27 protein-coding genes are annotated in these 22,001 nt (G+C 62.8%); 7 read left to right on the plus strand and 20 right to left on the minus strand.

What is annotated here, in order from left to right; all coding sequences use genetic code 11:
- Nucleotides 1-191 precede the first annotated feature (191 nt).
- On the plus strand, nucleotides 192-614 hold the full coding sequence (gene ndk / locus NKI79_RS27255) for a nucleoside-diphosphate kinase (RefSeq protein WP_023677669.1): 423 nt from the start codon (nucleotides 192-194) through the stop codon (nucleotides 612-614).
- A gap of 237 nt (nucleotides 615-851) precedes the next feature.
- A complete protein-coding gene (locus NKI79_RS27260; protein ID WP_352805959.1) occupies nucleotides 852-1,487 on the plus strand; it encodes a class I SAM-dependent methyltransferase in 636 nt (211 codons plus the stop codon).
- Nucleotides 1,488-1,561: 74 nt separating this feature from the next.
- Here NKI79_RS27260 and NKI79_RS27265 read toward each other — a convergent pair whose 3' ends face one another.
- Nucleotides 1,562-1,831 (minus strand): hypothetical protein, encoded by a 270-nt coding sequence (locus NKI79_RS27265; protein WP_254820285.1) that lies wholly within the window; start codon nucleotides 1,829-1,831, stop codon nucleotides 1,562-1,564.
- A 194-nt stretch (nucleotides 1,832-2,025) separates the two neighbouring features.
- Nucleotides 2,026-2,793: a YbaY family lipoprotein gene (locus NKI79_RS27270; RefSeq protein WP_254820286.1), complete on the minus strand. Its 768-nt coding sequence runs from the start codon at nucleotides 2,791-2,793 to the stop codon at nucleotides 2,026-2,028.
- 267 nt (nucleotides 2,794-3,060) lie between these two features.
- Between NKI79_RS27270 and NKI79_RS27275 the strand changes: the two genes are divergently transcribed.
- Both NKI79_RS27275 and NKI79_RS27280 read left to right on the plus strand, forming a co-directional pair.
- Entirely contained in the window at nucleotides 3,061-3,789 is a 729-nt protein-coding gene (locus NKI79_RS27275; RefSeq protein WP_352805962.1) for an HvfC/BufC family peptide modification chaperone, read from the plus strand.
- Nucleotides 3,790-3,794: 5 nt separating this feature from the next.
- The gene (locus NKI79_RS27280) at nucleotides 3,795-4,289 is read left to right on the plus strand and encodes a DoxX family protein (RefSeq protein ID WP_352805964.1); all 495 of its coding nucleotides are present in this window, start codon (nucleotides 3,795-3,797) and stop codon (nucleotides 4,287-4,289) included.
- 18 nt (nucleotides 4,290-4,307) lie between these two features.
- Here NKI79_RS27280 and NKI79_RS27285 read toward each other — a convergent pair whose 3' ends face one another.
- The 5 genes from NKI79_RS27285 to NKI79_RS27305 form a co-directional block, all read right to left on the minus strand.
- The gene (locus tag NKI79_RS27285; protein WP_352805966.1) at nucleotides 4,308-4,778 is read right to left on the minus strand and encodes a molybdenum cofactor biosynthesis protein MoaE; all 471 of its coding nucleotides are present in this window, start codon (nucleotides 4,776-4,778) and stop codon (nucleotides 4,308-4,310) included.
- A 3-nt stretch (nucleotides 4,779-4,781) separates the two neighbouring features.
- Complete coding sequence (moaD, locus tag NKI79_RS27290; RefSeq protein WP_352507910.1) at nucleotides 4,782-5,039, minus strand: molybdopterin converting factor subunit 1; 258 nt, start codon at nucleotides 5,037-5,039, stop codon at nucleotides 4,782-4,784.
- A 1-nt stretch (nucleotide 5,040) separates the two neighbouring features.
- Nucleotides 5,041-5,637, minus strand: a complete 597-nt coding sequence (pgsA, locus tag NKI79_RS27295; RefSeq protein ID WP_254820290.1) for a CDP-diacylglycerol--glycerol-3-phosphate 3-phosphatidyltransferase — start codon at nucleotides 5,635-5,637, stop codon at nucleotides 5,041-5,043.
- Between the two features lie 100 nt (nucleotides 5,638-5,737).
- Nucleotides 5,738-7,816 carry an excinuclease ABC subunit UvrC gene (gene uvrC / locus NKI79_RS27300; protein WP_352805968.1) on the minus strand — a complete coding sequence of 693 codons (2,079 nt, stop codon included), beginning with the start codon at nucleotides 7,814-7,816 and terminating at the stop codon, nucleotides 5,738-5,740.
- Nucleotides 7,813-8,589, minus strand: coding sequence for an SDR family oxidoreductase (locus tag NKI79_RS27305; protein WP_352805971.1), 777 nt, complete (start codon nucleotides 8,587-8,589; stop codon nucleotides 7,813-7,815). The genes uvrC and NKI79_RS27305 overlap by 4 nt, the downstream gene beginning before the upstream one ends.
- 419 nt (nucleotides 8,590-9,008) lie before the next feature.
- On the opposite strand from NKI79_RS27305, the gene NKI79_RS27310 reads away from it, so the two are divergent.
- Nucleotides 9,009-9,659: an outer membrane protein gene (locus NKI79_RS27310; RefSeq protein ID WP_254820293.1), complete on the plus strand. Its 651-nt coding sequence runs from the start codon at nucleotides 9,009-9,011 to the stop codon at nucleotides 9,657-9,659.
- Nucleotides 9,660-9,736: 77 nt separating this feature from the next.
- Here NKI79_RS27310 and NKI79_RS27315 read toward each other — a convergent pair whose 3' ends face one another.
- From NKI79_RS27315 to NKI79_RS27325, 3 genes are all read right to left on the minus strand, one after another.
- Nucleotides 9,737-10,333, minus strand: coding sequence for a glutathione S-transferase family protein (locus NKI79_RS27315; RefSeq protein ID WP_352567498.1), 597 nt, complete (start codon nucleotides 10,331-10,333; stop codon nucleotides 9,737-9,739).
- Between the two features lie 490 nt (nucleotides 10,334-10,823).
- Nucleotides 10,824-11,240 (minus strand): hypothetical protein, encoded by a 417-nt coding sequence (locus NKI79_RS27320; protein WP_352805973.1) that lies wholly within the window; start codon nucleotides 11,238-11,240, stop codon nucleotides 10,824-10,826.
- A gap of 494 nt (nucleotides 11,241-11,734) precedes the next feature.
- Complete coding sequence (locus tag NKI79_RS27325; protein ID WP_352805976.1) at nucleotides 11,735-12,148, minus strand: DinB family protein; 414 nt, start codon at nucleotides 12,146-12,148, stop codon at nucleotides 11,735-11,737.
- A gap of 178 nt (nucleotides 12,149-12,326) precedes the next feature.
- Here NKI79_RS27325 and NKI79_RS27330 point away from each other — a divergent pair, with 178 nt between their 5' ends.
- Nucleotides 12,327-12,962, plus strand: a complete 636-nt coding sequence (locus NKI79_RS27330; protein ID WP_352802480.1) for a TetR/AcrR family transcriptional regulator — start codon at nucleotides 12,327-12,329, stop codon at nucleotides 12,960-12,962.
- Between the two features lie 38 nt (nucleotides 12,963-13,000).
- Here NKI79_RS27330 and NKI79_RS27335 read toward each other — a convergent pair whose 3' ends face one another.
- The 5 genes from NKI79_RS27335 to NKI79_RS27355 form a co-directional block, all read right to left on the minus strand.
- A complete protein-coding gene (locus NKI79_RS27335) occupies nucleotides 13,001-13,753 on the minus strand; it encodes a sulfite exporter TauE/SafE family protein (protein WP_352802477.1) in 753 nt (250 codons plus the stop codon).
- A gap of 125 nt (nucleotides 13,754-13,878) precedes the next feature.
- A complete protein-coding gene (locus NKI79_RS27340) occupies nucleotides 13,879-14,331 on the minus strand; it encodes a hypothetical protein (protein WP_352651252.1) in 453 nt (150 codons plus the stop codon).
- Nucleotides 14,332-14,455: 124 nt separating this feature from the next.
- Nucleotides 14,456-15,304 (minus strand): 23S rRNA (adenine(2030)-N(6))-methyltransferase RlmJ, encoded by an 849-nt coding sequence (locus NKI79_RS27345; RefSeq protein ID WP_352802474.1) that lies wholly within the window; start codon nucleotides 15,302-15,304, stop codon nucleotides 14,456-14,458.
- Nucleotides 15,301-15,909 carry a hypothetical protein gene (locus NKI79_RS27350; protein WP_352802471.1) on the minus strand — a complete coding sequence of 203 codons (609 nt, stop codon included), beginning with the start codon at nucleotides 15,907-15,909 and terminating at the stop codon, nucleotides 15,301-15,303. Before NKI79_RS27350 ends, NKI79_RS27345 begins: the two co-directional genes overlap by 4 nt.
- Before the next feature lie 4 nt (nucleotides 15,910-15,913).
- Nucleotides 15,914-16,585, minus strand: coding sequence for a TetR/AcrR family transcriptional regulator (locus tag NKI79_RS27355; protein ID WP_352802469.1), 672 nt, complete (start codon nucleotides 16,583-16,585; stop codon nucleotides 15,914-15,916).
- Between the two features lie 85 nt (nucleotides 16,586-16,670).
- Between NKI79_RS27355 and NKI79_RS27360 the strand changes: the two genes are divergently transcribed.
- Nucleotides 16,671-17,138 carry a carboxymuconolactone decarboxylase family protein gene (locus tag NKI79_RS27360; RefSeq protein ID WP_352802466.1) on the plus strand — a complete coding sequence of 156 codons (468 nt, stop codon included), beginning with the start codon at nucleotides 16,671-16,673 and terminating at the stop codon, nucleotides 17,136-17,138.
- 27 nt (nucleotides 17,139-17,165) lie between these two features.
- Here NKI79_RS27360 and NKI79_RS27365 read toward each other — a convergent pair whose 3' ends face one another.
- The 5 genes from NKI79_RS27365 to NKI79_RS27385 all read right to left on the minus strand — a co-directional run bounded on the left by NKI79_RS27365 (nucleotide 17,166) and on the right by NKI79_RS27385 (nucleotide 21,873).
- A complete protein-coding gene (locus tag NKI79_RS27365) occupies nucleotides 17,166-18,065 on the minus strand; it encodes an aminoglycoside phosphotransferase family protein (protein WP_352802464.1) in 900 nt (299 codons plus the stop codon).
- A 119-nt stretch (nucleotides 18,066-18,184) separates the two neighbouring features.
- On the minus strand, nucleotides 18,185-18,634 hold the full coding sequence (locus NKI79_RS27370; protein WP_352647401.1) for a DNA polymerase III subunit chi: 450 nt from the start codon (nucleotides 18,632-18,634) through the stop codon (nucleotides 18,185-18,187).
- 37 nt (nucleotides 18,635-18,671) lie between these two features.
- On the minus strand, nucleotides 18,672-20,168 hold the full coding sequence (locus tag NKI79_RS27375) for a leucyl aminopeptidase (protein WP_352802461.1): 1,497 nt from the start codon (nucleotides 20,166-20,168) through the stop codon (nucleotides 18,672-18,674).
- Between the two features lie 81 nt (nucleotides 20,169-20,249).
- Nucleotides 20,250-20,633 carry a VOC family protein gene (locus tag NKI79_RS27380; protein ID WP_352805981.1) on the minus strand — a complete coding sequence of 128 codons (384 nt, stop codon included), beginning with the start codon at nucleotides 20,631-20,633 and terminating at the stop codon, nucleotides 20,250-20,252.
- Between the two features lie 73 nt (nucleotides 20,634-20,706).
- Nucleotides 20,707-21,873 (minus strand): flavin-containing monooxygenase, encoded by a 1,167-nt coding sequence (locus NKI79_RS27385; RefSeq protein WP_352805984.1) that lies wholly within the window; start codon nucleotides 21,871-21,873, stop codon nucleotides 20,707-20,709.
- Between the last annotated feature and the right edge of the window lie 128 nt (nucleotides 21,874-22,001).

Here is a 22,001-nt window from a genome sequence, read left to right on the forward strand (position 1 = left end):
CTGTAGCCATGCCGTCCGTCTCATCCCCAGCCTCCCTTTGGCTGGCGATAAAACCGGACAACTCATGTGCTACCTAATCCGGACAACTCATCTGCTTACGACACTGCGCCGGCCTCCCCTTGGCAAGGCGGCGGGCGGCTTGTATAGAGCCCGCCACCCTCAATTCCACTCTCCATCACAAGGACGACCCCATGGCGCTCGAACGCACCTTTTCCATGATCAAGCCGGACGCGACCCGTCGCAATCTCACCGGCGCTATCACCAAGATACTGGAAGATGCCGGCCTGCGCGTCGTCGCTTCGCGCCGGGTGTGGATGAGCCGCCGCGAGGCGGAAGGTTTCTATGCCGTCCACAAGGAACGTCCGTTCTTCGGCGAGCTGGTCGAATCCATGTCGTCGGGCCCGACAGTCGTGCAGGTACTGGAAGGCGAGAACGCCATTGCCAAGAACCGCGAAGTGATGGGCGCCACCAATCCGGCAAGCGCCGCCGAAGGCACTATCCGCAAGCTGCACGCACTGTCGATCGGCGAGAACTCCGTGCACGGTTCCGATGCGCCGGAAACCGCCGCGCAAGAGATCAAATACTGGTTCTCGGATACCGAGATCGTCGGCTAAGCCGGCATCCGAACCCCATCAAAAGGCCGGCGCAACGCCGGCCTTTTTCGCTGAAGCCCGTCGCGTTCGACCGGTCTCATGCGATGCGCTTCAGGTTCTTGTTTTGATGCATGTCGGTATCGCAAAACCGCTGCACGCTGCTGCGCGACATGCAGTAGCGGACATTTTCAGCTTCAGGCTCCTCGATGGGTCACCGGTGCGTTAAGCTCGGAGGGCGGATCAAACGCGGTCCCGACAATGAGGATTTGGGGAGCCGACAAGGCCATGACCAGCGCCATTCCCGGCTTCTTCCAGGGCACCGAAATGCCAACCAGCGGCTGGTGGGAAGCGCTGTGGCCCGAGCCTGCCAGCGTCCTGGCGGCAGTAGGCATGAAGCCCGGCACGGACGTGGTCGATCTCTGCTGCGGCGACGGCTGGTTCACGCTGCCAATCGCCAGGGTCGCCCGTCATGTGATCGCCATCGACATCGATGCCGATCTGCTCGAAGTCGCAAGGCGGCGGTTGGCCGAAGGCGGCGCGGGCAATTGCGAGTTTGTGGCGGGCGACGCCTATGAGCTTGCCGGGCTGGTGCCTCAAACCGTCGACTTCGTTTTCATGGCCAACGCTTTCCATGGCGTTCCGGACCGGCCGCGCCTTGCCCGCGCCGTGCGGACGACGCTTGACCCTGCCGGTCGTTTTGCCATCGTCAACTGGCAGCAGTATCCGCGCGAGCAAACCACGGTCCTGGGCGAGCCGCGCGGGCCAAAGACCGAGCTGAGGCTGTCACCCAAACAGACCATCGCGGCGGTGGAAGCGAGCGGGTTCAAGCTTGCCGAAGTGGTTGATGTGCCGCCCTATCACTATGGCGCGGTATTCAAACAAGCGACAAATTGAGAATGCCGGGCGTATGCGACTTTGTCGCTAGGATGTGTGTCGCCCGCCGCCCCCTAGCGGCGGGTTCTGTCAGTCTATTTCGCCTGGCGTTCCTTCACGTTCGCATGTTCATTCGCCGCCTCCGTGTCGGTGGACGGGGTCTTGGTCTCTTCACCTGAAAACGGGCTGCCCTGCCCCGGTGCGAGATCGCCGCTATGGCCGGCCTTGTTGGTCTGGAACGGTTGGCTGTCCGCTTTGAGACCGTGGTCAAGAGCATTGACAAGATGGTCGTCCGCCTTGGCAAGGCCGGTAAAGGCAAGGAGCGATGCACCGGTGGCGGCAAGGATAAGCGTGTGCGTTTTCATGTCTGGACTCCTTTGAGTTAAGGCCAGAACGAGCCGCAGCCATTCTGGCGGCTTCAACGAAGGGACAAACGTCCCTTTTGCATTACCCGCCATTTTATGTGGAACTAACGCGCCCTCTGCCCGGCCTATTCCCGCTGAAACACATCGTGATCGACATGCGGCTGCCGCGCGGGCCAATCGGCGCGGACTAAGCGCTAGCTCGCGGCATTGAAGCGCAGGATGTCGCGGCCGTTTCTGTCGGCGATGACAAGCTTACCGGCGTCGACGTGGTAGGATGCTGCTTTGGCCAGCGCCTCGAACAGCGCCTTTTCCTCGGCCATGACCTGAGGCGCGCAGGCCTTAAAGGTCGAGCCGATGTCGCTGATAGCGATCGTCGAGCCGTTTATCCTGGCGGTGGCGAAATAGACGTTGCAAGGGCCGCTGCCGCCGGCCTTGCCGGCTTCGCTGATGCGGAATGTCGCCCGCGGCTCGGCAATCACGCCGATGCCGTCGATATATTCGACCAGCCAGCTTTGGCCGAATACGGAAGGTGCCGCCGGCTCGTCGCCCGGCGCCGCCATTTTCAGCATGATGGTCTGTGGCGCGTCGCTGAGCGGGTCGACCTGATGGCGCGTATCGGCGACGAATAGCAGCCGGTCATCGACAGTGATGAGCGCCTGCAGCGCGTAGGTCATATCAGGCCGGATCACCCGCGGGTCGAAGCTGATCTCGAACTTGATCGGCACCTGGCCGGCCGGCACCACCTTGCGCTCGCCGATGATTGCGGCCGGCGCGTCGGCCAGCGACACGTCGGCAAGCTGCACGGAAAGCACGGCATTGGGCGGCAGCGCGATGCGCTCGCGATACATCACCTCGCCCTTGAGGGTCTTTTCGGCAGCCACGGAACGATCCGGAACGGCAAGTATGCCAACGGCCAGCGGCACCAGTCCGAAGATGAAGAACTCGGCGATCCTGTCCAGCATGATCCTGCTCCCCTTCCGGCAAAGGGTTTCGCAGGATTGCGGTCAATGAATGGCCGGCGGCGTATTGGCATGGCTGCCCCAGGAATTTATTTGGACGGCGGGCGCTTTCAGCGGCCCGCCGCCTTGTCGTCGGCCTTCTTGGCCGCTCCGCAAGCTCTGTTCAGTCCACGCTCGGCGACTATTTCGGAAAAGCCCATGCCGCAGGATGAGCTCCAGTCGGGCGATCTCGGCCGCCGGTTTGACTAGGCCGCGGCATTCACCGCCGGTTTGCTCGATCCTGACCGTGCCCCGCCTGACTCGGTCTCGGGGCCGAACGGGAAGGCTGCGATCAAGCGATATGCCGTCTACCGCAACAACGTCACGGTCAGCCTGATCGATGCGCTGGCCGCCAGCTTTCCAGCGACGCTGCGCATCACCGGCCCGGATTTCTTTCGCGCGATGGCGCGCTTTCACATCCGCGAAACGCCACCCACCTCGCCGCTTCTATTCGAATATGGCCGCGACTTTCCCGATTTCATCGAGCGCTACGAACACGCGCAGTCGATGCCGTGGCTGGCCGACGTGGCGCGCATCGAGCGGGCCTGGCTCGATGCCTATCATGCCGCCGACGCGGAGGCGCTGTCGGCTGAGGCACTGGCGTCGATCCCTCGCGAGAGGCTTGCCGACACCGTGCTGCGGCCGCATCCGGCGACGCGGATCGCGCGCTCCCGGTTCCCGGCAGTCACAGTCTTCGCGGCAAACCGGAACGACGCTCCTGTTGGGCCAATCCGGGCAACCGGCGCTGAAGATGCGCTGGTCACGCGGCCCGGCCTTGAGGTCTTCGTCCGCCACCTACCACCCGGCGGCGCAGTATTTATCTCGCATCTGGTCGCGGGCGAGTCGCTCGGCGCAGCGGCCGCGGCGGCGTTTGCGGAGAGTGCCGAATTCGAGCTTTCCGCCAACATTGCCGGCGTGCTGGAAGCGGGAGCCTTCACGACGGCACATCAGGAAAGGTGAGCACGATGAGCGATAGGCAGAACGCGAGCACCGAACCGCGAGGGTTCGCCGCTCTCGTCGAAAGGCTGAATGCCGCCCTGCGCACGATCGCGACGCCATCGCTGACGCAGCTTGTCCTGCGCTGCGCCCTCGCTGTCCCGTTCTGGCGGTCCGGCGTCAACAAATGGGACGGTTTTCTACACTTGAACGATGTCGCAGTGCTGCTTTTCAGCTCGGAACTCAAATTGCATCTGCCGGGCGGTCCTTATGATTTTCCGGCACCCGCGCTGGTGGCGTTCGCCTCAGGGTCAGCGGAGATCGTGTTGCCAGTTCTCCTTGTTATCGGCCTGGCGACGCGACTGGCGGCATTCGGGTTGCTGCTGATGACGCTGGTCATCGAGTTCACCGTGCCGGACGGCTGGCCGCTGCACATTACCTGGGCGGCGATGGCGCTTGGCATCATGGCCTGGGGACCCGGCCGGATTTCGCTCGATCATCTGATCGGCACTGACAAAGGTTGAGGGCTCGCGGAAGCCTGGTCAGTCTCGCTTCCAGCGGCTCGCCGCCTTGTCGTCGGCCTCCTTGGCGTCAACCCAGCCGCCTTCGGAACCGTCGCTATGGTGTTCCTTTTTCCAGAACGGCGCCCGTGATTTCAAATAATCCATCAGGAAATTCGCGGCCTCGAACGCCGCCTGCCGGTGGGCGGAAGCGGACACCACCAGCACGATGTTTTCGCCCGGCGCGATCTTGCCGTGGCGATGGATGACGGTGAGCCCCTGCAGCGGCCAGCGCGCGATTGCCTCGCCCGCGATGCGAGATATCTCGGCTTCGGCCATTCCGGGATAATGTTCGAGCTCGAGCGCGGAGAGCCTGCCTTGCTCGTCGCGGCAGAGGCCGGAGAAGGTCACCACAGCGCCGATGTCGTTGCGACCCCTCGTCAGCCTGGCGATCTCGGCGGCGACGTCGAAATCCTCCGCCTGGATGCGCACGACAGGCACCACCGCGGACATGGTTCAACCACCGGTCATCGGCGGGAACAGCGCGATCTCGCGCGCGCCGGCGATCTTTTCGCGGTGCTCGACATGTTCCTGGTTGATGGCGACGCGGATCACGTCAGGATATTGCAGCGCGTGCTCGTATTCCTCGCCGCGCGATTTCAGCCAGCGCAACAGGTCGGCGACCGTTTCGATGCCGGCCGGCAACTCGACGTCTTCTTCCGGTCTGCCGATCCGCTCGCGCACCCAGGCGAAATAAATGAGCTTCGTCGACATGCTACTCGTCCATGATGTGCTTGAGGCCGGCGCGGAAATAGTCGTAGCCAGTGTAGAGCGTCACCAGGGCGGCGATCCACAGCAGCACCAGCCCGGTCTGGGTGGTCAGCGGAAAGAGCTTGTCGCCGGCCGGGCCCGCAAGCAGGAAGGCGATGGCGATCATCTGGATGGTGGTCTTCCATTTGGCGAGTTGCGTCACCGGCACCGAGACCTTCAAAGCCGCCAGATATTCGCGCAGGCCCGAGACCAGGATCTCGCGGCACAGGATGATGATCGCCGCCCACAGCGACCAGCCGGCGATGCCGGCATGGCGGTCGGTGTCGGCGGCAAGCAGCAGCAGGCAAGTGGCGACCAGCAGCTTGTCGGCGATCGGGTCGAGCATCTTGCCGATGTTGGAGGTCTGCTGCCAGGCGCGCGCCAGATAGCCGTCGAAGTAATCGGTGATCGAGGCGAGCAGGAAAATGATGAGCGCCGACCAGCGCGCGAAGTCGCTCGATTTCAGATGCCCCTCCAGGAAGAAGCACAGCACCACCAGCGGCACCGCCAGGATGCGGGCGTAAGTGAGCATGTTGGGCAGGTTGAACGCGCGCTGGGACATGTTTTGGGAACTCTTTCTGCCTGCTTAGTCAAATCAGAAGCGAATGTGGGGGGTCAACAGGCCAGAATCGATTAGCCAGCCGAAATATCGGCAATAAGTCTTAGCTCTCGTGAAAATGATTGTAGACCAATTTCGCCACCTGTTCGGAAATGCCGTCGACCTTGACCAAGTCCTCGACGGCGGCACGGCTGACCGCCTTGGCCGTACCGAAATGCATCAGCAGCGCGCGCTTGCGGCCGGGTCCGATGCCGCTGATCTCGTCGAGCGGGCTCTTGACCATCTCCTTCTTGCGGCGGGCGCGGTGCGAACCGATGGCGAACCGATGGACCTCGTCGCGCAGCCGCTGGACGAAATAGAGCACCGGATCGCGAACGGGCAGCGAGAATGGGGCCCTGTCCTTGACGAAGAAGCGTTCGCGGCCGGCATCGCGGTCCTGACCCTTGGCGATGCCGATGGCGACAACGCGATCCTCGATGCCGAGATCGGCGAGGATCTTGCGCACCGCCGTCATCTGGCCCTGGCCGCCATCGATGAGGATGACGTCGGGCCAGGCGGGGAAGCCGCCCGCGTCCTCGATATCGTCGCCCGGTTCGGTAGGGCCCGCCTCGCCCGCGCCCTCGGTTTGCCGGGCATCGCCATGTTCCTTCAACAGCCGCGAGAAGCGCCGCTGCATCACCTCGCGCATCATGCCGAAATCGTCGCCCGGCGTGATCTCGGTCGAGCGGATGTTGAACTTTCGATACTGGTTCTTCACAAAACCTTCCGGCCCGGCGACGACCATGGCGCCGACGGCGTTGGTTCCCATGATGTGCGAGTTGTCATAGACCTCGATGCGCACCGGCGGCTTTTCCAGGCCGAAGGTCTCGGCAAAGCCAGTGAGCAGCCGCGCCTGAGTTGAGGTTTCGGCCAGCCGCCGGCCGAGCGCTTCGCGCGAATTCTGCAGCGCATTGTCGGTCAGGTCCTTTTTCTCGCCGCGCTGCGGCACCGAGATCGACACCTTGCGGCCGGCGCGGGTGGAGAGCGCCTCCGCCAGCAATTCCTGGTCCTCGACGCCATGCGACAACAGGATGGTGCGCGGCGTCGGCTTGTCGTCGTAGAACTGCGCCAGGAACGATCCCAGCACCTCGCCGGCTTCGAGCGCCGGATCGGCCTTGGGAAAATAGGCGCGGTTGCCCCAGTTCTGGCCGGTGCGGAAGAAGAACACCTGGATGCAGACCTGGCCGCCCTCCTGATGGATGGCGAAGACATCGGCCTCGTCGACGGTCTGCGGATTGATGCCTTGATGGCTCTGCACATGCGACAGCGCCGCCAGCCGGTCGCGATAGATGGCGGCGCGTTCGAAATCGAGGTTCTCCGAAGCCTGCTGCATGGCGGCGGAGATCTCCGTCTTCACCTTCTGGCTGCGGCCGGAAAGGAAATCCTTCGCCTCGGCGACAAGCCTTGCATAATCGCCATGCGAGATTTCGCCGGTGCATGGGCCGGCGCAGCGCTTGATCTGGAACAAAAGGCAAGGCCGGGTGCGGTTCTCGTAGAAGGAGTCGGTGCAGCTCCTGAGCAGGAAGGCGCGCTGCAGCGAGTTGATGGTACGGCCGACGGCGCCGGCCGAGGCGAACGGGCCGAAATAGTCTCCCTTGCGTGAGCGCGCGCCGCGATGCTTGTAGATACCGGGCGAGACATGATCGCCGGTCAACAGGATATAGGGGAACGACTTGTCGTCGCGCATCAGCACGTTGAAGCGTGGCCGCAAGCGCTTGATGAGGTTGGCTTCAAGCAGCAGCGCTTCGATCTCGGTGCGGGTGACGACGAACTCCATCGTCGACGTCTCGCGCACCATGCGGCCGATGCGGCTGGTGTGGAACCGGCCTTGCGCGTAGCTGGTGACCCGCTTCTTCAGGCTGCGTGCCTTGCCGACATAGAGCACGTCGCCGTTGGCATTCATCATGCGGTAGACGCCGGGCGCATTGGGCAGCCGCTTGACCAGCGTCTGGATCACCTCGGCGCCGACCATGCCGTCGGCGTCGCCGGCATGCGGGGTCCAGTCGATGGCGGTGAAGGTGACGTCCGGACCGCCGGCTGCAGGCTCGACGACCTCTTCGGCCGCCTCGTCCTCGAGGTCGATTTCGGGCGGCAGGTCGTCGGCGCCACCGCGCGTTTTTTGTTTCTGGTCCATGGGGCTCATTCCGCCATGCCTGTCACATCGGGCGTCTGCCATGCAAGGTGCTGGCCGCCGTCAAGCGCGATCATCTGGCCGGTGACCGAGCGTGCCGCCCAGAGATAACGGATGGTGGCACCGAATTCCGGCAATTCCGGGCCGCGTTTCAGGATCAGCCCGGCAATCTGGGCATCGAAATCGCTGTCGTGCTGGCGCGTGTTCTTCAAGGTCGGGCCAGGACCAATAGCGTTGACGCGGATGCGGGGACCCAGCGCCTGCGCCATCATCTCGGTCGCCGCCCACAATGTCGACTTCGACAGCGCATAGGAAAAATAACGCGGCGTCGGGCGCCAGACGCGCTGGTCGATCATGTTGACGATCAGCCCCTCACTGCTCTGCGGCAAGGCCCGGGCGAAAGTCTGCGCCAACAGCGCCGGCGCCTTGACATGCACGGCGAAATGGCGATCCCAGGCCGGCCAGTCGAAATCCTCAACACTGTCGTGCTCGAACAGCGAGGCGTTGTTGACCAGCAGCGACACCGGCCCGAGCGCCGCCGCCGCGCGGCCGACTAGGTCGCCGACCGCGTTCATGTCGGTCAGGTCGGCAGCAACCACTGCGGCCCGGCCATGTCGACCAAAATGACCACTGTTGATTTCGGCCGCCAGTGCCTCGGCCTCGGCCAGCGAGCGATTGCAGTGAATGGCGACGGCAAAACCATGCGCGGCAAGGTCCTCGACGATCGCCCTGCCGATCCGCTTCGCCCCGCCCGTCACCAGTGCCGTCGCGGCGACCTTGCTCATCTGTCAATCCTTAATCCGATGCCGATTCCGACCTGCCGGGATGGCGCCGGCAAATTATGGCCCGCCAAGCGTTAAATCCCATTTCCACCTGGGGCAGGATTGTGGCAAAGTGGCCAGTGGGCGTTCTGGCTCGACCGGAATTCGGACCAGCCCGCCCGCAATATAGGGTGCTGGAGCCCTTACACCAAGCCGTGTGCAGTGCAGCACGGCGAACCTGCTGACATTGGCTGTTGCGAAGATGCAACGTCAAGGTTCTGCCTCATTCGTGCCAGGGAATGACCCAAGTTCAGGTTCGCTTCAGCCGCATTTCGACACGACATTTGGAACCGTTGAACGCCGGATCCGTTTCACCCCCCGGACGGGTTGAGGGCGCTCATAAACAACAAGCCTGTGTCCTGTGGCTTAAGGAGTAAAGAACAATGCAAGCCAATCTTAAATTTGCGCGACCGCTCGCGGTGGCGTTTGGGCTGTTCGCCCTCGGCGGAACCGCCTATGCCGCGGACGTGGTTCAGGAAGAGCCGCCGGCACCTGCCCCAATTGCAGAACTTCCGGTCGCATCCTGGGCCGGTCCCTATGCCGGTGTGAGCGTCGGCTACGGCTTCGCTGGCCACGCCAAAGCCAAAGACATTGGCGTCGACGTCGACACCAAGGGTTTCGTCGGCGGCGTCTTCGGCGGCTATAATTGGCAGCAGGAGAACTTCGTCTACGGTGCCGAAGCCGATATCGGCTACAACGGCGTCAAGGGCGACGATGCCGGCATCGAGGCCAAGGGTGGCTTCGAGGGCTCGCTGCGTGCCCGCCTCGGCTATGCCGTCAGCCCGGACATCCTGCTCTACGGCACCGCCGGTGGCGCGCTGAAGAACCAGAAGATTGAAGCTGCCGGCGTAAGCGACACCAACACGCAGTTCGGCTGGACAGCCGGCGTCGGTACCGACATCAAGATCACCGACAATGTGTTCGGCCGTGTCGAGTATCGTTACACGGACTTCGGCAGGAAGGACTTCGACGGTATCGGCAAAGTCAAGTCGACCGACAATCGCGTCACTTTCGGCGTCGGTATGAAGTTCTAAGTCGTCCAAGCCACGACACGAAAAAGCCGGGCCTCGCGCCCGGCTTTTTTTGTGGCACCGGTTGAGGCCGCCCGCCTTCAAGCCGGGATGGCGGGCTTCAGTTCCGGGAACTTCTCGTCGAAGCGTGCCGCCCAGCGCGTCAGCCGGCCGCGGCCCTTTTCCCATTTTCCGGCGAAGCGCAGCGAGAGATAGCCAAGGCAGGCGCGCAATGCGATTTGGCCTAAGGTGATTTTCTTCGGCAGCTTCGGCGGGTTGGCGTTGAGCAGATCGAGCGCGGCCGAAATCTTCGTCCACTGGCGCTCGAGCCAAGGCTGGTAGACCATCTCTTCCGGCCGCGTGCGCCGCTCATAGACCATCGACAGCGCGCAGTCGCAGATACCGTCGGCCAATGCCTCCAGCACCTCCGCCTCAAGGCGCTTGTCGGGATTGCGCGGAAACAATGCGTTCTTCGACATCCGGTTGAGATGCTGGGTGATGGCGCGGCTGTCGTGGACCGAGCGGCCGTCATCGAGCACCAGCACCGGGATCTTGCCGAGCGGATTGGCGCCGATCAGTTCGGCCGGCCTTTCCTCGGTCTTTATCGGCACGAGATCGACCGCGATGCCAGCATAAAGTGCTGCCATGCGCACTTTGGAACTGTAGGGGGAAGTAGACGCGTAGAGCAGTCTGGGCATTGTCGATTCCTGTTTGCCGGCTACAGCTCCATATGCCCCGTTGGACGCGCAAAAGGACGCCGTAGCATTGTGACTTCGCGCATAACCCTCACCGAAAACCGATTCCGACGGGGCTCGTGCGTGGGCACTGTTGACCGATCATGCAGGGTTCATCAACGGCCAGAGGCGGAAAACCGCGCCGCCAGAGTACAGCCATTGTCTCGACGTCAATCGCGATGCGATAAGCCGCAGTGCGGCGGCAGACGCGAGCGCGTCGGACAATCCAAATCCGAATTGGCTACCAACTCGGCCTTGCACCGAAGGTTGGCCTTTGGCAGCCACGAAAACCCCACCGGACTTCGCCGCATGGCGAAGTCCTGGGAGCTGCGAAAAGACGTCTTCCTCCCGCCTCTTTCTCGTCTGCCCGACCGTCAACCAAGAAGCGAGGCGCCTGTCCGGCATCCCGCCCTGACTGTCTTGAGTATTGTCCCCGACGGTAGCAGGGCGGCGACTACTTCTTGGCCTTCGCCTTTGCGGGCGCTGCCTTCGGCTTGGCCGCGGGCGCTGCTTTCTTCACTGCCGCAGAAGATTTCGCAGCGGCGGCCTTTGCCGGTGCTGCCTTCTTCGCAGCTGGCTTCGCCGCGGCCTTTGCAGCCGGCTTCTTGGCCGGTGCCGCCTTTTTTGCCGGTGCAGCCTTGGCCGGTGCTGCCTTTGCCTTGGCAGGTGCTGCTTTCTTCACGGCCGGTTTTGCCGCGGCCTTGGCGGCCGGCTTTTTGGCCGGCGCTGCTTTTGCCTTAGGCGCGGCCTTCGCTTTGGCAGCGGGTGCCGCTTTCTTCACAGCAGTTGCGGCCTTTGCCGCGGGTGCTTTTGCTGGTGCTTTCTTTGCCGGTGCCTTGGATGCCGGCGCCTTGGATGACTGCTTAGCCATATCATGCCCCTTCCGTTGTGCCGACGGCCGTTATTGACCCGGCGCGCATTGCATATCTGACTCGCGGCTTGCTAGCCAGCGAAGCATTAGAATGATTTTTGCAGCTTAAGTTTCGGTTACGGCGAGCGCACGACCATTTTACCCGCGCAAAAACCGGCTGCGAATCTTTGTCTCCCGCAGTGAAGTTCTGCGACAGAAATTCTGGCCGCTCTATCTCGACCGGTCTTCTCGTCAAGCTCAGGACCTTTTCGACCAGCTTTGCGCTTCAACGTCCGACGCTCAGCGCGAACATTGTCCAGAACGAAGGCGGTCGCCCGCCTCGTCTTGTTTGAAAAGATAAACTACAGGTAAGTAGGAAGCAACGCGACGAGCACGCCGCAGCACTATCTTGCACGGCGCGATGAAAGTAAGCAGACAGCTCACATTTCTGAAGGACAGGATATCGTTCGATAGATCCGGTCGAGCCGACCGCGTGATCGAAAGCGCTTGGCCGTTCAGGTGCCGAGCGGCTCACGGCTCATCTGCAGCCGGCGCGAAGGCTCGGCCCTGTGGAGATGGACGGCGAAGGTATCCCATGGCGGCATGACGGAAATCTGTGCCAGGATGCGCCCCGCTTCACCGAGATGATAGCCGCCGTGCAGTACGACGTGGGTCAGCATTTCCTGTCGCGACATCAATACCTTATCCCCGTCGGTGAACACGAAGGCGAGGGGCTCGGACAGCTGCCGCGACGAAACGGTTTCGAGATAATCGGGATACCAGCGATCGGTCGCTGCGACCGCGGCGCGAAGTTCGTCGAACGCCGGCGTGTCCTCAGTGGTGGCGGCGCAGTAGCCATGGCTTGCGTCAACCAGGTGCGCCGAGAATATCCGCGACACCACATGGCTGTGATCGACGAGCCGTATCACGGCCTGCCGTTCCTTGCCGTGAACATGCGGGTCGAGACTCGCGAGCTTTTCCAGCAGTTCGTCATGGCCCAGGCCTGATAGGCAAACAGGCTGCGAAGCAGAGCGAGCGCACTCATGGTCGGTGTCCTTTTCCGGAAATGCGAGTATGTTGTTTATATTTTCAGGAGAATGAGAGGGCGTGTCTACTCGCATTGCAAAACCGCATCCGCGCATGCGCAAGCAGCCGCGCCAGGCGCGTTCCAGGGCAACCGTCGAGGCGATCATCGAGGCAGCGGCTCATGTTCTGAGCGGGCTGGGCTGGGCCGGCTTCACCACCAACAAAGTGGCCGAGACAGCAGGTGTAAGCATCGGCACGCTCTACCAGTATTTTCCCGACAAGCTCTCCCTGCTCGCAGCCGTCCGGCGCCGTCACTTCGATCATGTGCTGTCGGTCATTCGCGATTCGGCGGAAGACCAAAAGCCGCTCAGGACATTCGCGCAGGAGCTGGTGCGCGGCATGATCGCGGCACACAGCATTCACCCGACACTACACCAGGTGCTGCTCGACGAGGCGCCTGGCGATCGTGGCTCCAGGGCCGCCCATGCTTCGTTCCAGGCACAATACCTCAATCACTATGCGACTGCTGTCGCCAGTTATCGCAAGCCAAGGAAAGGCGCCGACACGGAGTCCGTGGCGCGGGTGCTGTCGTCAGCGATCGAAGGTGTGATCCACAACGCGGCACGCCGGAACATGCTCGCCGCGCCGGAGCTGCAAAAGCAACTCGTCGAACTGATCTGCGCCTATCTATCGGGAGCGGGCCGTACCGGTCGATAGCGCATGGCACGGCGAAAATCGGGATTTCTGTGTGTCGTTCAAACCCGGCTTGTGAGGTGCGGCAGGGACGATGCCAACAATGCCGCACCTGATGCGGTCAAGAGTGTGAGGACGATCTTTCGAAAAGTCGCCTCGCCGATGCCGATGTAGAGTCTCGCGCCAAGGAGTGTCGGTATCAACATCGCCGGCGCGACGACGGCAAACATCGGCAGCATTTCGAGCTTGATCTTTCCGGCCGCAAGATAGGCGGCCATCGTCATGGAGAGGGTCACAAGGTTGAAATTCTGGATGACAATACGCTGCCTGTCCTTTTCCCATTGGCGCAGCACGCACCACAGCGTTGGAACCGGGCCGGTGAAGCCGCCAAGTCCACCCATGATGCCGCCGACCAGACCTATTGCACCGTCTGCAACAGGACCCCCGACCGTGATGGGAGGGAGGCGACGCGCAAAGAGCATCAAGGGACACCAAACGACCAGCAGCGCGCCGAAGACAAGCTTGAACAACTGCACATCCAGCAAGGGCAGGATGGCGACACCGACCGGAATCCCTATGGTCCCGCCGATCAGGAAGGGCAGCAGAAGCCTGAGATCGAAACCCCGGCGGACGGTGACGGCAGCGATGATCTGACCGGTGAGCGCCCCAAAGACCGCCATGGCAGCAGCCAGTTGGGGTTCCACGGTCCAAACCCAAATCGACATGGCAACCAGGCTGAAAGCGAACCCGGAAAGCCCCTGGACGAAGCCAGCAACGACCGCGCCGAGAGCAACAGTATAAACAAGCAAATCCATGTGGTGCTGTTTCCCCGCAAACTCGTGACAGCAGATCGCGCATCCCGCGAATGCTGCGCCGCATGGAAACGGTGACGGTCGATCAGGTGGCCGGTGCTAAAAAGTCGGAATCAGCGAGTGCGCGATCAGCGCAGGACGCGGCAGCGGCCGTTGTAGACCATCCAGCGGTCGAAGCCCGACACGCAGAATTCGACATTGTCGCCGATCGACGCAAAGCCCTGGCCTTCCTCGATCAGGTACCAGATGGTGCGGGCGCGGCCATCGGAGAGGCTGACGGTGGCGCCGCAATAACGGCGACCGATCGGCCAGATGTCGTCGGCCGGCAGATAGCGATGCTGGTGGATGCGCTGGAAGTCGACGATCTGCACATCCGGCAAATGCGGCACGTGATGCACCTGATAGGAGAAGCGGTCGGTGATTTTGTTCAGCACCCAGGCCTCGCCGCACACGCCGCTGTCCTCGTCGGTATAGATTGCAAGGTCGGCGGCCTGCACCGCCTGAGTAACGCCGAGAGGCGCAGCCAGCGGCGTGCAAACGGCGAGCAGTACGGCAAGGGCGGATTGGGCGAAGCGAGTCATGGCAGCCTCTCAAGGTCGACTGCGCGCACTGTGCGGATTCGCTGACGCGCGGTCAAGCGGTTGTAGCGACTATGGTTGTGGTGACGCGGTTGCACTGAGGGAACGGCAAGGACCGCATCTCAAACTACTCTCCCGCCAGCCAGTCCAGCGTCCAATGCGATGGCTGCTCGACAGCAAGCAGCCGGTGCAGCGCCGGCAGCAGCGTCCGCAACTCGCCCTCCAGGGTGAAGGGCGGATTGACCACCACCATGCCGCAGCCATCGAGGCTCGGCTCGACGGAGGCCGGCCTGATCTCAAAACCGATGTCGAGCAGCCTGGGAACGCCCGTCTGCTTCAGCGCCTTGCGGAAGGCGGCGACCGCCTTGCGGTCCTTGAGCGGATACCAGAGCGCGTAAATCCCTCCTGGCCAGCGCCGATGGGCTCTTTGCAGCCCGTCGACCAAGCGACCGAACTCGCCCTCTTCCTCGAAAGGCGGATCGATGAGGACGAGACCGCGCTTCTCCTTTGGCGGCAGATGCGCGCCGAGCGCCAGCCAGCCGTCGAGCTCGATCACCCGGGTCTGGAAGTCGCCGTCGAACAGCGACTTCAGCCTGGCGGCATCCTTGGGATGCAACTCGACCGCCGACAGCCGGTCCTGCTTGCGCATCAGGTGCCGGGCGATCAGCGGCGAACCCGGGTATTTTGTCACGCCGCCGTCCGGATTGAGCGAGCGGACGGCTTCAAGATACGGCGCCAGCAGTGCTGCCGCCGGCGCATCGAGGGCCGCATCGACCAGCCGGCCGATGCCGCCTTGCCATTCGCCGGTCTTTTGCGCTTCGGTCGAGGACAGATCGTAACGGCCGATCCCGGCATGGGTGTCGATGACCCGAAACGCCTTGTCCTTCTGCTTCAGATATTCGATCAGCCGGCTGAGCACGACATGCTTGACGACATCGGCGAAGTTTCCGGCATGGTAGGCGTGGCGATAGTTCAATTGGAGCCCCTGCCCCAGCGAGGCGGTGGCGGCTGCGAGTTCGGATTTTCCGGCCGGCGGCCGAAACGGAATGCCAGCACCAGCCCGGCCAGGCCGGCCGCCATCAGGGAAAAACCGACCGGTCGCGCCCGGCGGTCGACCTCGCCGGCAGCCGAGCGCAGGACGAGATCGACGGCCCGCATCGGAATGCCCTCGGCGTCGCCTGGACCAACGGTGAAAATGTAGGGGCCGGTGGTAACGGTCGGGATCAGGCCGGCCTCGTCGCGAAAGATCCTGTCCGGCAGTTGCGGACTGACCTGCCGAGGATTGTCGGAATGGTTGAACTGCAGCGTCGAGGCGAGCACCGTCCTGCCGGCGGTGGCGGCAGTAAGGGTCAACACGGTGCGCTGCTGCGAGACGATACGCTCGGCTCTTGCCGTAAGGTCGACCAGCACGCGTAGCGGCCCGTCGCGTGCGCTAAGGGCCACCGTCACTGGCTTGAACCGGCCCTGGTCGTAAACCCTCCAGGTGCCGATCTCACGGCCGGAGAAATTGGTCATCGCCCAGGGATAGACGACGCCGATGCCGGTACCGATGAGCAGTATCAGGGCGAACAGAGAGCGCATGAGGTCAAGACCCGGTATTCGGCGTGCTGGTGCCGTCGCGGGCGCGCTCCATTTCGTCCAGGAGCATGTCAAGGCCGAGATCAAACGTCCGGTCAAATTCGGCGGTGCCGAAATAACGCCCGGCCGCAGCTACTTTTGGAAAATCCTGCGCCAGTTGCTCATCGCTGACCGTGGTCACGGCCGAAGGCCCCTTCGCATAGCCGGCAGTCTCGTCGAGGATGGCACCCATCAGATAATAGCCGGTGGTACGGAACAGCCGCGCACCAAGTTCCGGTCCGAAGCCGCCGGCCTCGAACAGGCCGAGGATGCCGTTCAGCCACGCAAGGCAGGTCGGCGAGTTCATCCGGTAGGTAACAAAGAAGCTGGCGAAAGCCGGGTGCTCACGCGCGACGCGGCGGAAATCCTGCACGGCGATGCGCAACCTTTGTCGCCAAGGTAGGTCCGTGTCGGGCATTTCGAGGGAGCCGATCAGCCGGTCCACCAAGGCTTCGAAGAGATGCGCCACCGAAGGAAAGTGGTGATAGATGCTCATCGCCTCGCAGCCGAGTGCAGTCGCTAGCTTGCGCATCGAAAAACCGGCGAGGCCCTCGCTCTCGATCACCTTCAAAGCGGCAGCCTCGATCATCTCGCGAGACAGTCTGCCGCGCGGTCGCTTTTTTTTGATCGATGTGTCCATGGTGCCGCTTGACAACTTACACTGTAAGGTTCATTTTCGACATTACCTTACACCGTAAGGTCTACAAACGCCAGAGGAGAACGTCATGTCTGTCTATCGTACTTTTTCATCAACGCATTCTTCCATCCGCCGTGCCTGCCTGCTCGCCGCCGCCTGTGTGCTGACGCTGGCTGCAACTCCTTCTTATGCCGATGAGTATGACGCAACCGTCAAGGACATCCAGTCGACCATGGGCGGGGTGCCCGGTTTCGTAAAGCAGTTCCCGAAAGCCGGTCTGCCCGGTGCATGGGCCGAGGTCAAGGCTATCCAGCTCAGCGACAAGACGGCGCTGCCGCCGAAGGTCAAGTCGCTGATCTCGCTGGCGGTGGCGGCGCAAATCCCGTGCAACTACTGTATCTGGTCGGACACGCAGGACGCCAAGCGGGCCGGCGCCACCGACGAGGAGATCCAGGAGGCGGTCGCCGTTTCAGCGCTGACCCGCCATTGGAGCACCATCTTCAACGGCATGCAGGTCGATTTCGATACATTCAAGAAGGAGATGGGCGGCCAGTAATGCGCTCGTCATTAGAGCGGGATCCGTTCAAACTGAATTGGCCCTCCCGCTCTGACTGTTTGTGTGATCCGCCAGCACCTCATTGATGACCCGCCACGATTTTTCCGCCTCGCGCTGATTGCCGTCATGTCCCGAAGCGACGATCAGCGCCTTCCACAACGCCCAGCCCCGAGCGCGCGCCCAGCTGTGCTCGTCAAGGGCAATGGCATCGCGGAACGCCTGACGGCTCTCGCCGTAAAATTCCGTCCACGCGATCACCAGATCACAGGCAGGATCGCCGATAGCCGAACTACCGAAATCGACCACCGCGCACAGCTTGCCATCTTCGACGAGCAGATTGCCCGAGGCGACGTCGCCATGGACCCAGACCGGCGGCCCTTGCCATCGCGAGGCAAGGGCTGTCGCCCACACGGCTTCGGCTGCGGCCTTGTCGATGCGGCCGCCGAGCGCCGAGAGCGCGGCTCGGGTCTCGGCGTCGTAGACCGAAAGCCGGCCACCGCGGTGGAAATTATGCCGCCCTGCCGGTGGCCCATCGGCAGCGTCGATCCGGTAGAGCGCAACCAGAAAGCCGGCCAGCGAACGGGCGAACTCAGTAAGATCGGCAATCAGTCCACCAGCCGCCGGTCTGCCGCCAAGCCAGCGATAGACGGACCAAGGCCATGGATAGCCTTCCCCGGGCGCGCCTTTGGCCAGCGGCACGGGTATGGGCAGAGGCAGGTGAGGCGCCAGGCGGGGCAGCCAGCGATGCTCCTTCTCGACCTGGGCGACATAGGCGGCAGCGCTCGGCAGCCGCACCGACATGCGATCGCCCAGTCGGAACGTGCGGTTGTCCCAGCCGCCAGGCTCGACCGGCTCTACCGGCAGGTCCGCCCATTTGGGGAACTGCGCGGCAATCAGCCGGCGAACAAGTGCGGCATCTATCGGCATGCCTGGTGTTCGTTCATCGGGCGGCATCGGGCTTGCTCAGGTCTTTTGAATAGCCGGCAGTCCATCTTTTTGGCGTCGCATTCTTGCGGCGCCAGTGATTCCACTAGGCGGCAAATTCCCTAAGCCTTGCGTTCCCAGCGCCGGTCGGGCGTTTGCTGCCAGTAGGTCACGGTGTGGCCAGCCTCCTTCATTGTCTTCCAGTGCGTGCGTGCCGCCTCTAGCTGGGCTGCATCGTGACCGTCGAACAGGAACACGGCGCGCTGGTAGCCGCCAAGCTCCGGCGGCACCGCCCCATCGACCAGGAAGCGTATCTGCGCCTGGTTCGGATTGTCAGGGCCGACGGTCAGAAGCACCGGCTGCTCGGCGGGACGGGCTTCGCGGTCCGTTGCGTGGGCCAGGAATGAATCGTCCCGGAAAGTCCACAGATGCTGGTCCAGCGCGTCGCGCCGTTCCTCGGTGCCGGTCTGTACCACGGCGCGCCAGCCGCGATCGATACTGCGCTCCAGGAGGCCGGGCAGCGCATCCTCCAGCGTCGATTCGGTCAGGTGATAAAACAGAATCTCGGCCATGGCTCAGTCTACATTTTCGGAATCCCGCCCCAGCCGCTCATTGCTCGTAATGATCGCGCAGCAGCCGGTCGAGCAGCCTGACGCCGAAGCCGGAAGCCCATGACTGGTTGATCTCGTTGGAGGGCGCGCCCATAGCGGTGCCGGCAATGTCGAGATGCGCCCAGGGCGTGTCCTTGACGAAACGCTGCAGGAACTGCGCGGCGATGATGGCGCCGCCGTGGCGGCCGCCGATGTTCTTCATGTCGGCATTCTTGGAATCGATCAGCTTGTCGTATTCGGCACCGAGCGGCATGCGCCACACCCGCTCCTGCGTCGCCTGTCCAGCCGCCGTCAGCCGGTCCGCCAACTCGTCATTGTTGGAAAACAGGCCGGCATAATGCTGGCCGAGCGCGACCATGATGGCGCCGGTCAGCGTCGCCAGATTGATCATGAATTTCGGCTGGAAGCGGTCGTTGCAGTACCACAGCGCATCGGCCAGCACCAAGCGGCCCTCGGCGTCGGTATTGAGCACTTCGATGGTCTGGCCCGACATCGAGGTGACGATGTCGCCCGGTCGCTGAGCGTGGCCATCGACGGCGTTTTCGACCAGTCCGACAATACCGACGACATTGACCTTCGCCTTGCGCGCGGCTAGCGCGTGCATCAGCCCGGTGACGGCAGCAGCGCCGCCCATATCCCCCTTCATGTCCTCCATGCCCGAGGCCGGCTTGATCGAATTGCCGCCGGTGTCGAAGGTGACGCCCTTGCCGACGAAGGCGACCGGGCTTTCCTTGGCCTTGCCGCCGTCCCACCGCATGACCGCGATGCGGGCGCCACGCGGCGAGCCCTGCGCTACGCCCAGCAGCGAACCCATGCCGAGCTTCTTCATCTCCTTCTCGGCCAGGATCTCGACCGTGACGCCGAGCGCCTCCAGTTCGGCGATGCGGGTGGCGAATTCCACCGGCCCCAGAACATTGGCCGGTTCATTGACCAAATCGCGCGCCAGCAAGACACCGTCGATCACCGCCGCTTCATCGGCGAAGGCCTTCTTTGCAGCTGCCGGATCGGCGGTGTGAATAGTTACCTTGACCGGCTTTTTTGGCTCGCGCTTGTCGTCACCATTGTTCTTTTTGGTCTTATACTTGTCGAAGGAATAGCTGCGCAGCAGGATGCCTGCTGCGAGCTGAACGGCTTGCCTGCCGCTGATGGCGGCACCGGGAAGATCGAGCACGACGGCCACTTCGGTTGCCTTGCGAAAGGACGCGGCAATCGTGCCACCGAGCTTCAGCCAACCATAATCATCGAGATTGGAGCCCTTGCCGGCACCGACCGCTACCAGCCGCTCGAGCGATGTCCCTTCCGGTGCCAACACTTCGACCAGGCTAGCGAATTTGCCAGTGAAGTCGGCGACCGGAAAAGCCCGATCGAGGGTCTTTGCCGGATCACAAGCCCTGGCGGCATCGCTGAGGTCGCCCTCGTCGGCCACCAGAACGAAAACGCTGCCCTTTTTGGGCGCGGCGATTTTGGCGAAGGCAATCGAGGGTCTCGAATTCATGATGTCCTGCTTTCGGGAAGTGCGTTGGATTATCGCGAGAGGCGTTCGATTGGTCGGACCGAAAGGTCCCGTGTTGTTGCGTCAGTGAGCGGCGGGTTGAAACAGCTCGATGACATTGCCCGATGGGTCTTCGAGCAGGGTCTGGGAACCACCGACGCCCGTTATGATATCGTTGCGAAAGACAAGTCCAGCACTCTTGAGGCGCGCAACCTCTTCTTTCAGGTCCGGCACCACCAACTGGATGCGGTTCCAGCCTCCCGGCACCGGCTGCCGGCCATCCGGCATAGATCGTGCGCCCGAACTGCCAGGCCCGCTCAGAAGGAGCCGTAACGCGCCGCGCGTGACGGAAGCAAAAGCCGGTCGCGCGTCCTGTTCGACGGTAAAGCCCAGTTGTCCACAGTAGAAATCGATCGAGGTGGCGACATCATCGACCATGTAGCGAATGCTGACTGGCGTCATGATCATTGACCTTTCGGTTCGGGCACGCTCCAACAAGGTGTGTCTATTGCGGGCGGAACAATCGGCATAGTCCTGCTCACTATCGCTGCTTGACAATCCGCGCCGCTATCGCCCTGGCCTGAATGCGGGCATTGGCGAAACAACCGCGAATGCTCGGCCGCATGCCGGTAAACCACAGGCCGGGCAATTTCGGATCGGCATCGCCGCCGTTGAAAAGCGGAACGCCCTTGCCGTCGAGAACGCCGAGCTTGCCAACCATCTGCTCCAGACCGGTGCGATAGCCGGTCGCTGCAATGACGATATCGGGCGTGATCAACCTGCCGTCATTCAACACGACGCCGTCCTGGGTAAATTCCCGCAATGATGGCATCACCACGATCGTGCCTGCCTTGATGGCGCGAACCGCGCCGTCGTCGGCTGCGATCGCGGTATAGTCGGCGCTCAGACGGCTCGCACCGCCTGTGGGCGCCAGCGGAAGCCCAAATTTCGTCAGGTCGCCGAAAACCAGGCGCTGGGTTGTCGCCATCACCGCATCGGCCAGCCGCACCGGCAAGCTCGCCATTAACGGTGAAAGCCTGTGGACGGCGACCTTGCCGATGCGTTTCGGCAGCAGAGAGGGGCCGTTGCGGGCCGACAGCCAGATGCTTTGGGCGTCTGCATTCGCCAGATGATTGAGTGCGTCGAAACCCGAATTGCCGGCACCGACCACCAGCACCCTTTTGCCGGCGTAGTCCTTCGCATCGCCAAAATCGGCCGAATGGATAATCCGGCCTGCAAAATCCTTCATGCCTTTCCACGCGGGAATAAACGGCTGCCGGTCGCGCCCGGTGGCGACGACGACATGGCGCGCCAGACGACGTCCGGCGTTCGTCCGCACGGTCCAGTGATCGCCGTCGAACGTGACCTCTTCAACGGCAACGCCGAACGCGACCGGCAGACCATGCGTCTGGCTGAAATCATTCAGATGGCGAATGACGGCCGATTTATGCGGAAAAGCCGGGGTGCCTGCGGGATAGCCGACACCGGGGAGCGTCGAGAGATCGCGATGGGTATTGAGGTGCAGCCGCTGGTGGCGCCGATGCCAGGGTTCGGCAAGCCGGCTCTCCTTTTCCAGGACGAGCGTCGGTACGCCGGCCTTCATCAAGGCGTGGGCGGCGGCAAGGCCGGCCGCGCCGGCGCCGACCACGATCGCGCCGTCAAAGACGGTTTCCCGACCGGTTTGACTGCGCAATTTTTCCGCTTCCATGCTGGGGCTCAACAGATCCTGACCCGTCTTATCACGCCGCGGCGGTCGCGACCGGCGCGACATTTGGTCGTTTTGCCGCATTTGACAAGACTTTGGCCGAAATCGCTCCCATATGCGATATCGAACCA

Source organism: Mesorhizobium sp. M0340 (assembly GCF_040321535.1).
GTDB lineage: Bacteria > Pseudomonadota > Alphaproteobacteria > Rhizobiales > Rhizobiaceae > Mesorhizobium.

Bases quoted from the DNA above. Each gene is read 5' to 3' on its own strand.
- NKI79_RS27335 (WP_352802477.1), bottom strand. From the start codon at position 13,753: ATGGATTTGCTTGTTTATACTGTTGCTCTCGGCGCGGTCGTTGCTGGC.
- NKI79_RS27265 (WP_254820285.1), bottom strand. From the start codon at position 1,831: ATGAAAACGCACACGCTTATCCTTGCCGCCACCGGTGCATCGCTCCTT.
- ndk (WP_023677669.1), top strand. From the start codon at position 192: ATGGCGCTCGAACGCACCTTTTCCATGATCAAGCCGGACGCGACCCGT.
- moaD (WP_352507910.1), bottom strand. From the start codon at position 5,039: ATGTCGACGAAGCTCATTTATTTCGCCTGGGTGCGCGAGCGGATCGGC.
- NKI79_RS27320 (WP_352805973.1), bottom strand. From the start codon at position 11,240: ATGGCTAAGCAGTCATCCAAGGCGCCGGCATCCAAGGCACCGGCAAAG.
- NKI79_RS27270 (WP_254820286.1), bottom strand. From the start codon at position 2,793: ATGCTGGACAGGATCGCCGAGTTCTTCATCTTCGGACTGGTGCCGCTG.
- NKI79_RS27370 (WP_352647401.1), bottom strand. From the start codon at position 18,634: ATGGCCGAGATTCTGTTTTATCACCTGACCGAATCGACGCTGGAGGAT.
- NKI79_RS27380 (WP_352805981.1), bottom strand. From the start codon at position 20,633: ATGATCATGACGCCAGTCAGCATTCGCTACATGGTCGATGATGTCGCC.
- NKI79_RS27305 (WP_352805971.1), bottom strand. From the start codon at position 8,589: ATGAGCAAGGTCGCCGCGACGGCACTGGTGACGGGCGGGGCGAAGCGG.
- NKI79_RS27385 (WP_352805984.1), bottom strand. From the start codon at position 21,873: ATGGAAGCGGAAAAATTGCGCAGTCAAACCGGTCGGGAAACCGTCTTT.
- NKI79_RS27350 (WP_352802471.1), bottom strand. From the start codon at position 15,909: ATGCGCTCTCTGTTCGCCCTGATACTGCTCATCGGTACCGGCATCGGC.
- NKI79_RS27285 (WP_352805966.1), bottom strand. From the start codon at position 4,778: ATGTCCGCGGTGGTGCCTGTCGTGCGCATCCAGGCGGAGGATTTCGAC.
- NKI79_RS27280 (WP_352805964.1), top strand. From the start codon at position 3,795: ATGAGCGATAGGCAGAACGCGAGCACCGAACCGCGAGGGTTCGCCGCT.
- NKI79_RS27355 (WP_352802469.1), bottom strand. From the start codon at position 16,585: ATGGACACATCGATCAAAAAAAAGCGACCGCGCGGCAGACTGTCTCGC.
- NKI79_RS27340 (WP_352651252.1), bottom strand. From the start codon at position 14,331: ATGACTCGCTTCGCCCAATCCGCCCTTGCCGTACTGCTCGCCGTTTGC.
- NKI79_RS27375 (WP_352802461.1), bottom strand. From the start codon at position 20,168: ATGAATTCGAGACCCTCGATTGCCTTCGCCAAAATCGCCGCGCCCAAA.
- NKI79_RS27315 (WP_352567498.1), bottom strand. From the start codon at position 10,333: ATGCCCAGACTGCTCTACGCGTCTACTTCCCCCTACAGTTCCAAAGTG.
- uvrC (WP_352805968.1), bottom strand. From the start codon at position 7,816: ATGAGCCCCATGGACCAGAAACAAAAAACGCGCGGTGGCGCCGACGAC.
- NKI79_RS27310 (WP_254820293.1), top strand. From the start codon at position 9,009: ATGCAAGCCAATCTTAAATTTGCGCGACCGCTCGCGGTGGCGTTTGGG.
- pgsA (WP_254820290.1), bottom strand. From the start codon at position 5,637: ATGTCCCAGCGCGCGTTCAACCTGCCCAACATGCTCACTTACGCCCGC.
- NKI79_RS27365 (WP_352802464.1), bottom strand. From the start codon at position 18,065: ATGCCGATAGATGCCGCACTTGTTCGCCGGCTGATTGCCGCGCAGTTC.
- NKI79_RS27260 (WP_352805959.1), top strand. From the start codon at position 852: ATGAGGATTTGGGGAGCCGACAAGGCCATGACCAGCGCCATTCCCGGC.
- NKI79_RS27360 (WP_352802466.1), top strand. From the start codon at position 16,671: ATGTCTGTCTATCGTACTTTTTCATCAACGCATTCTTCCATCCGCCGT.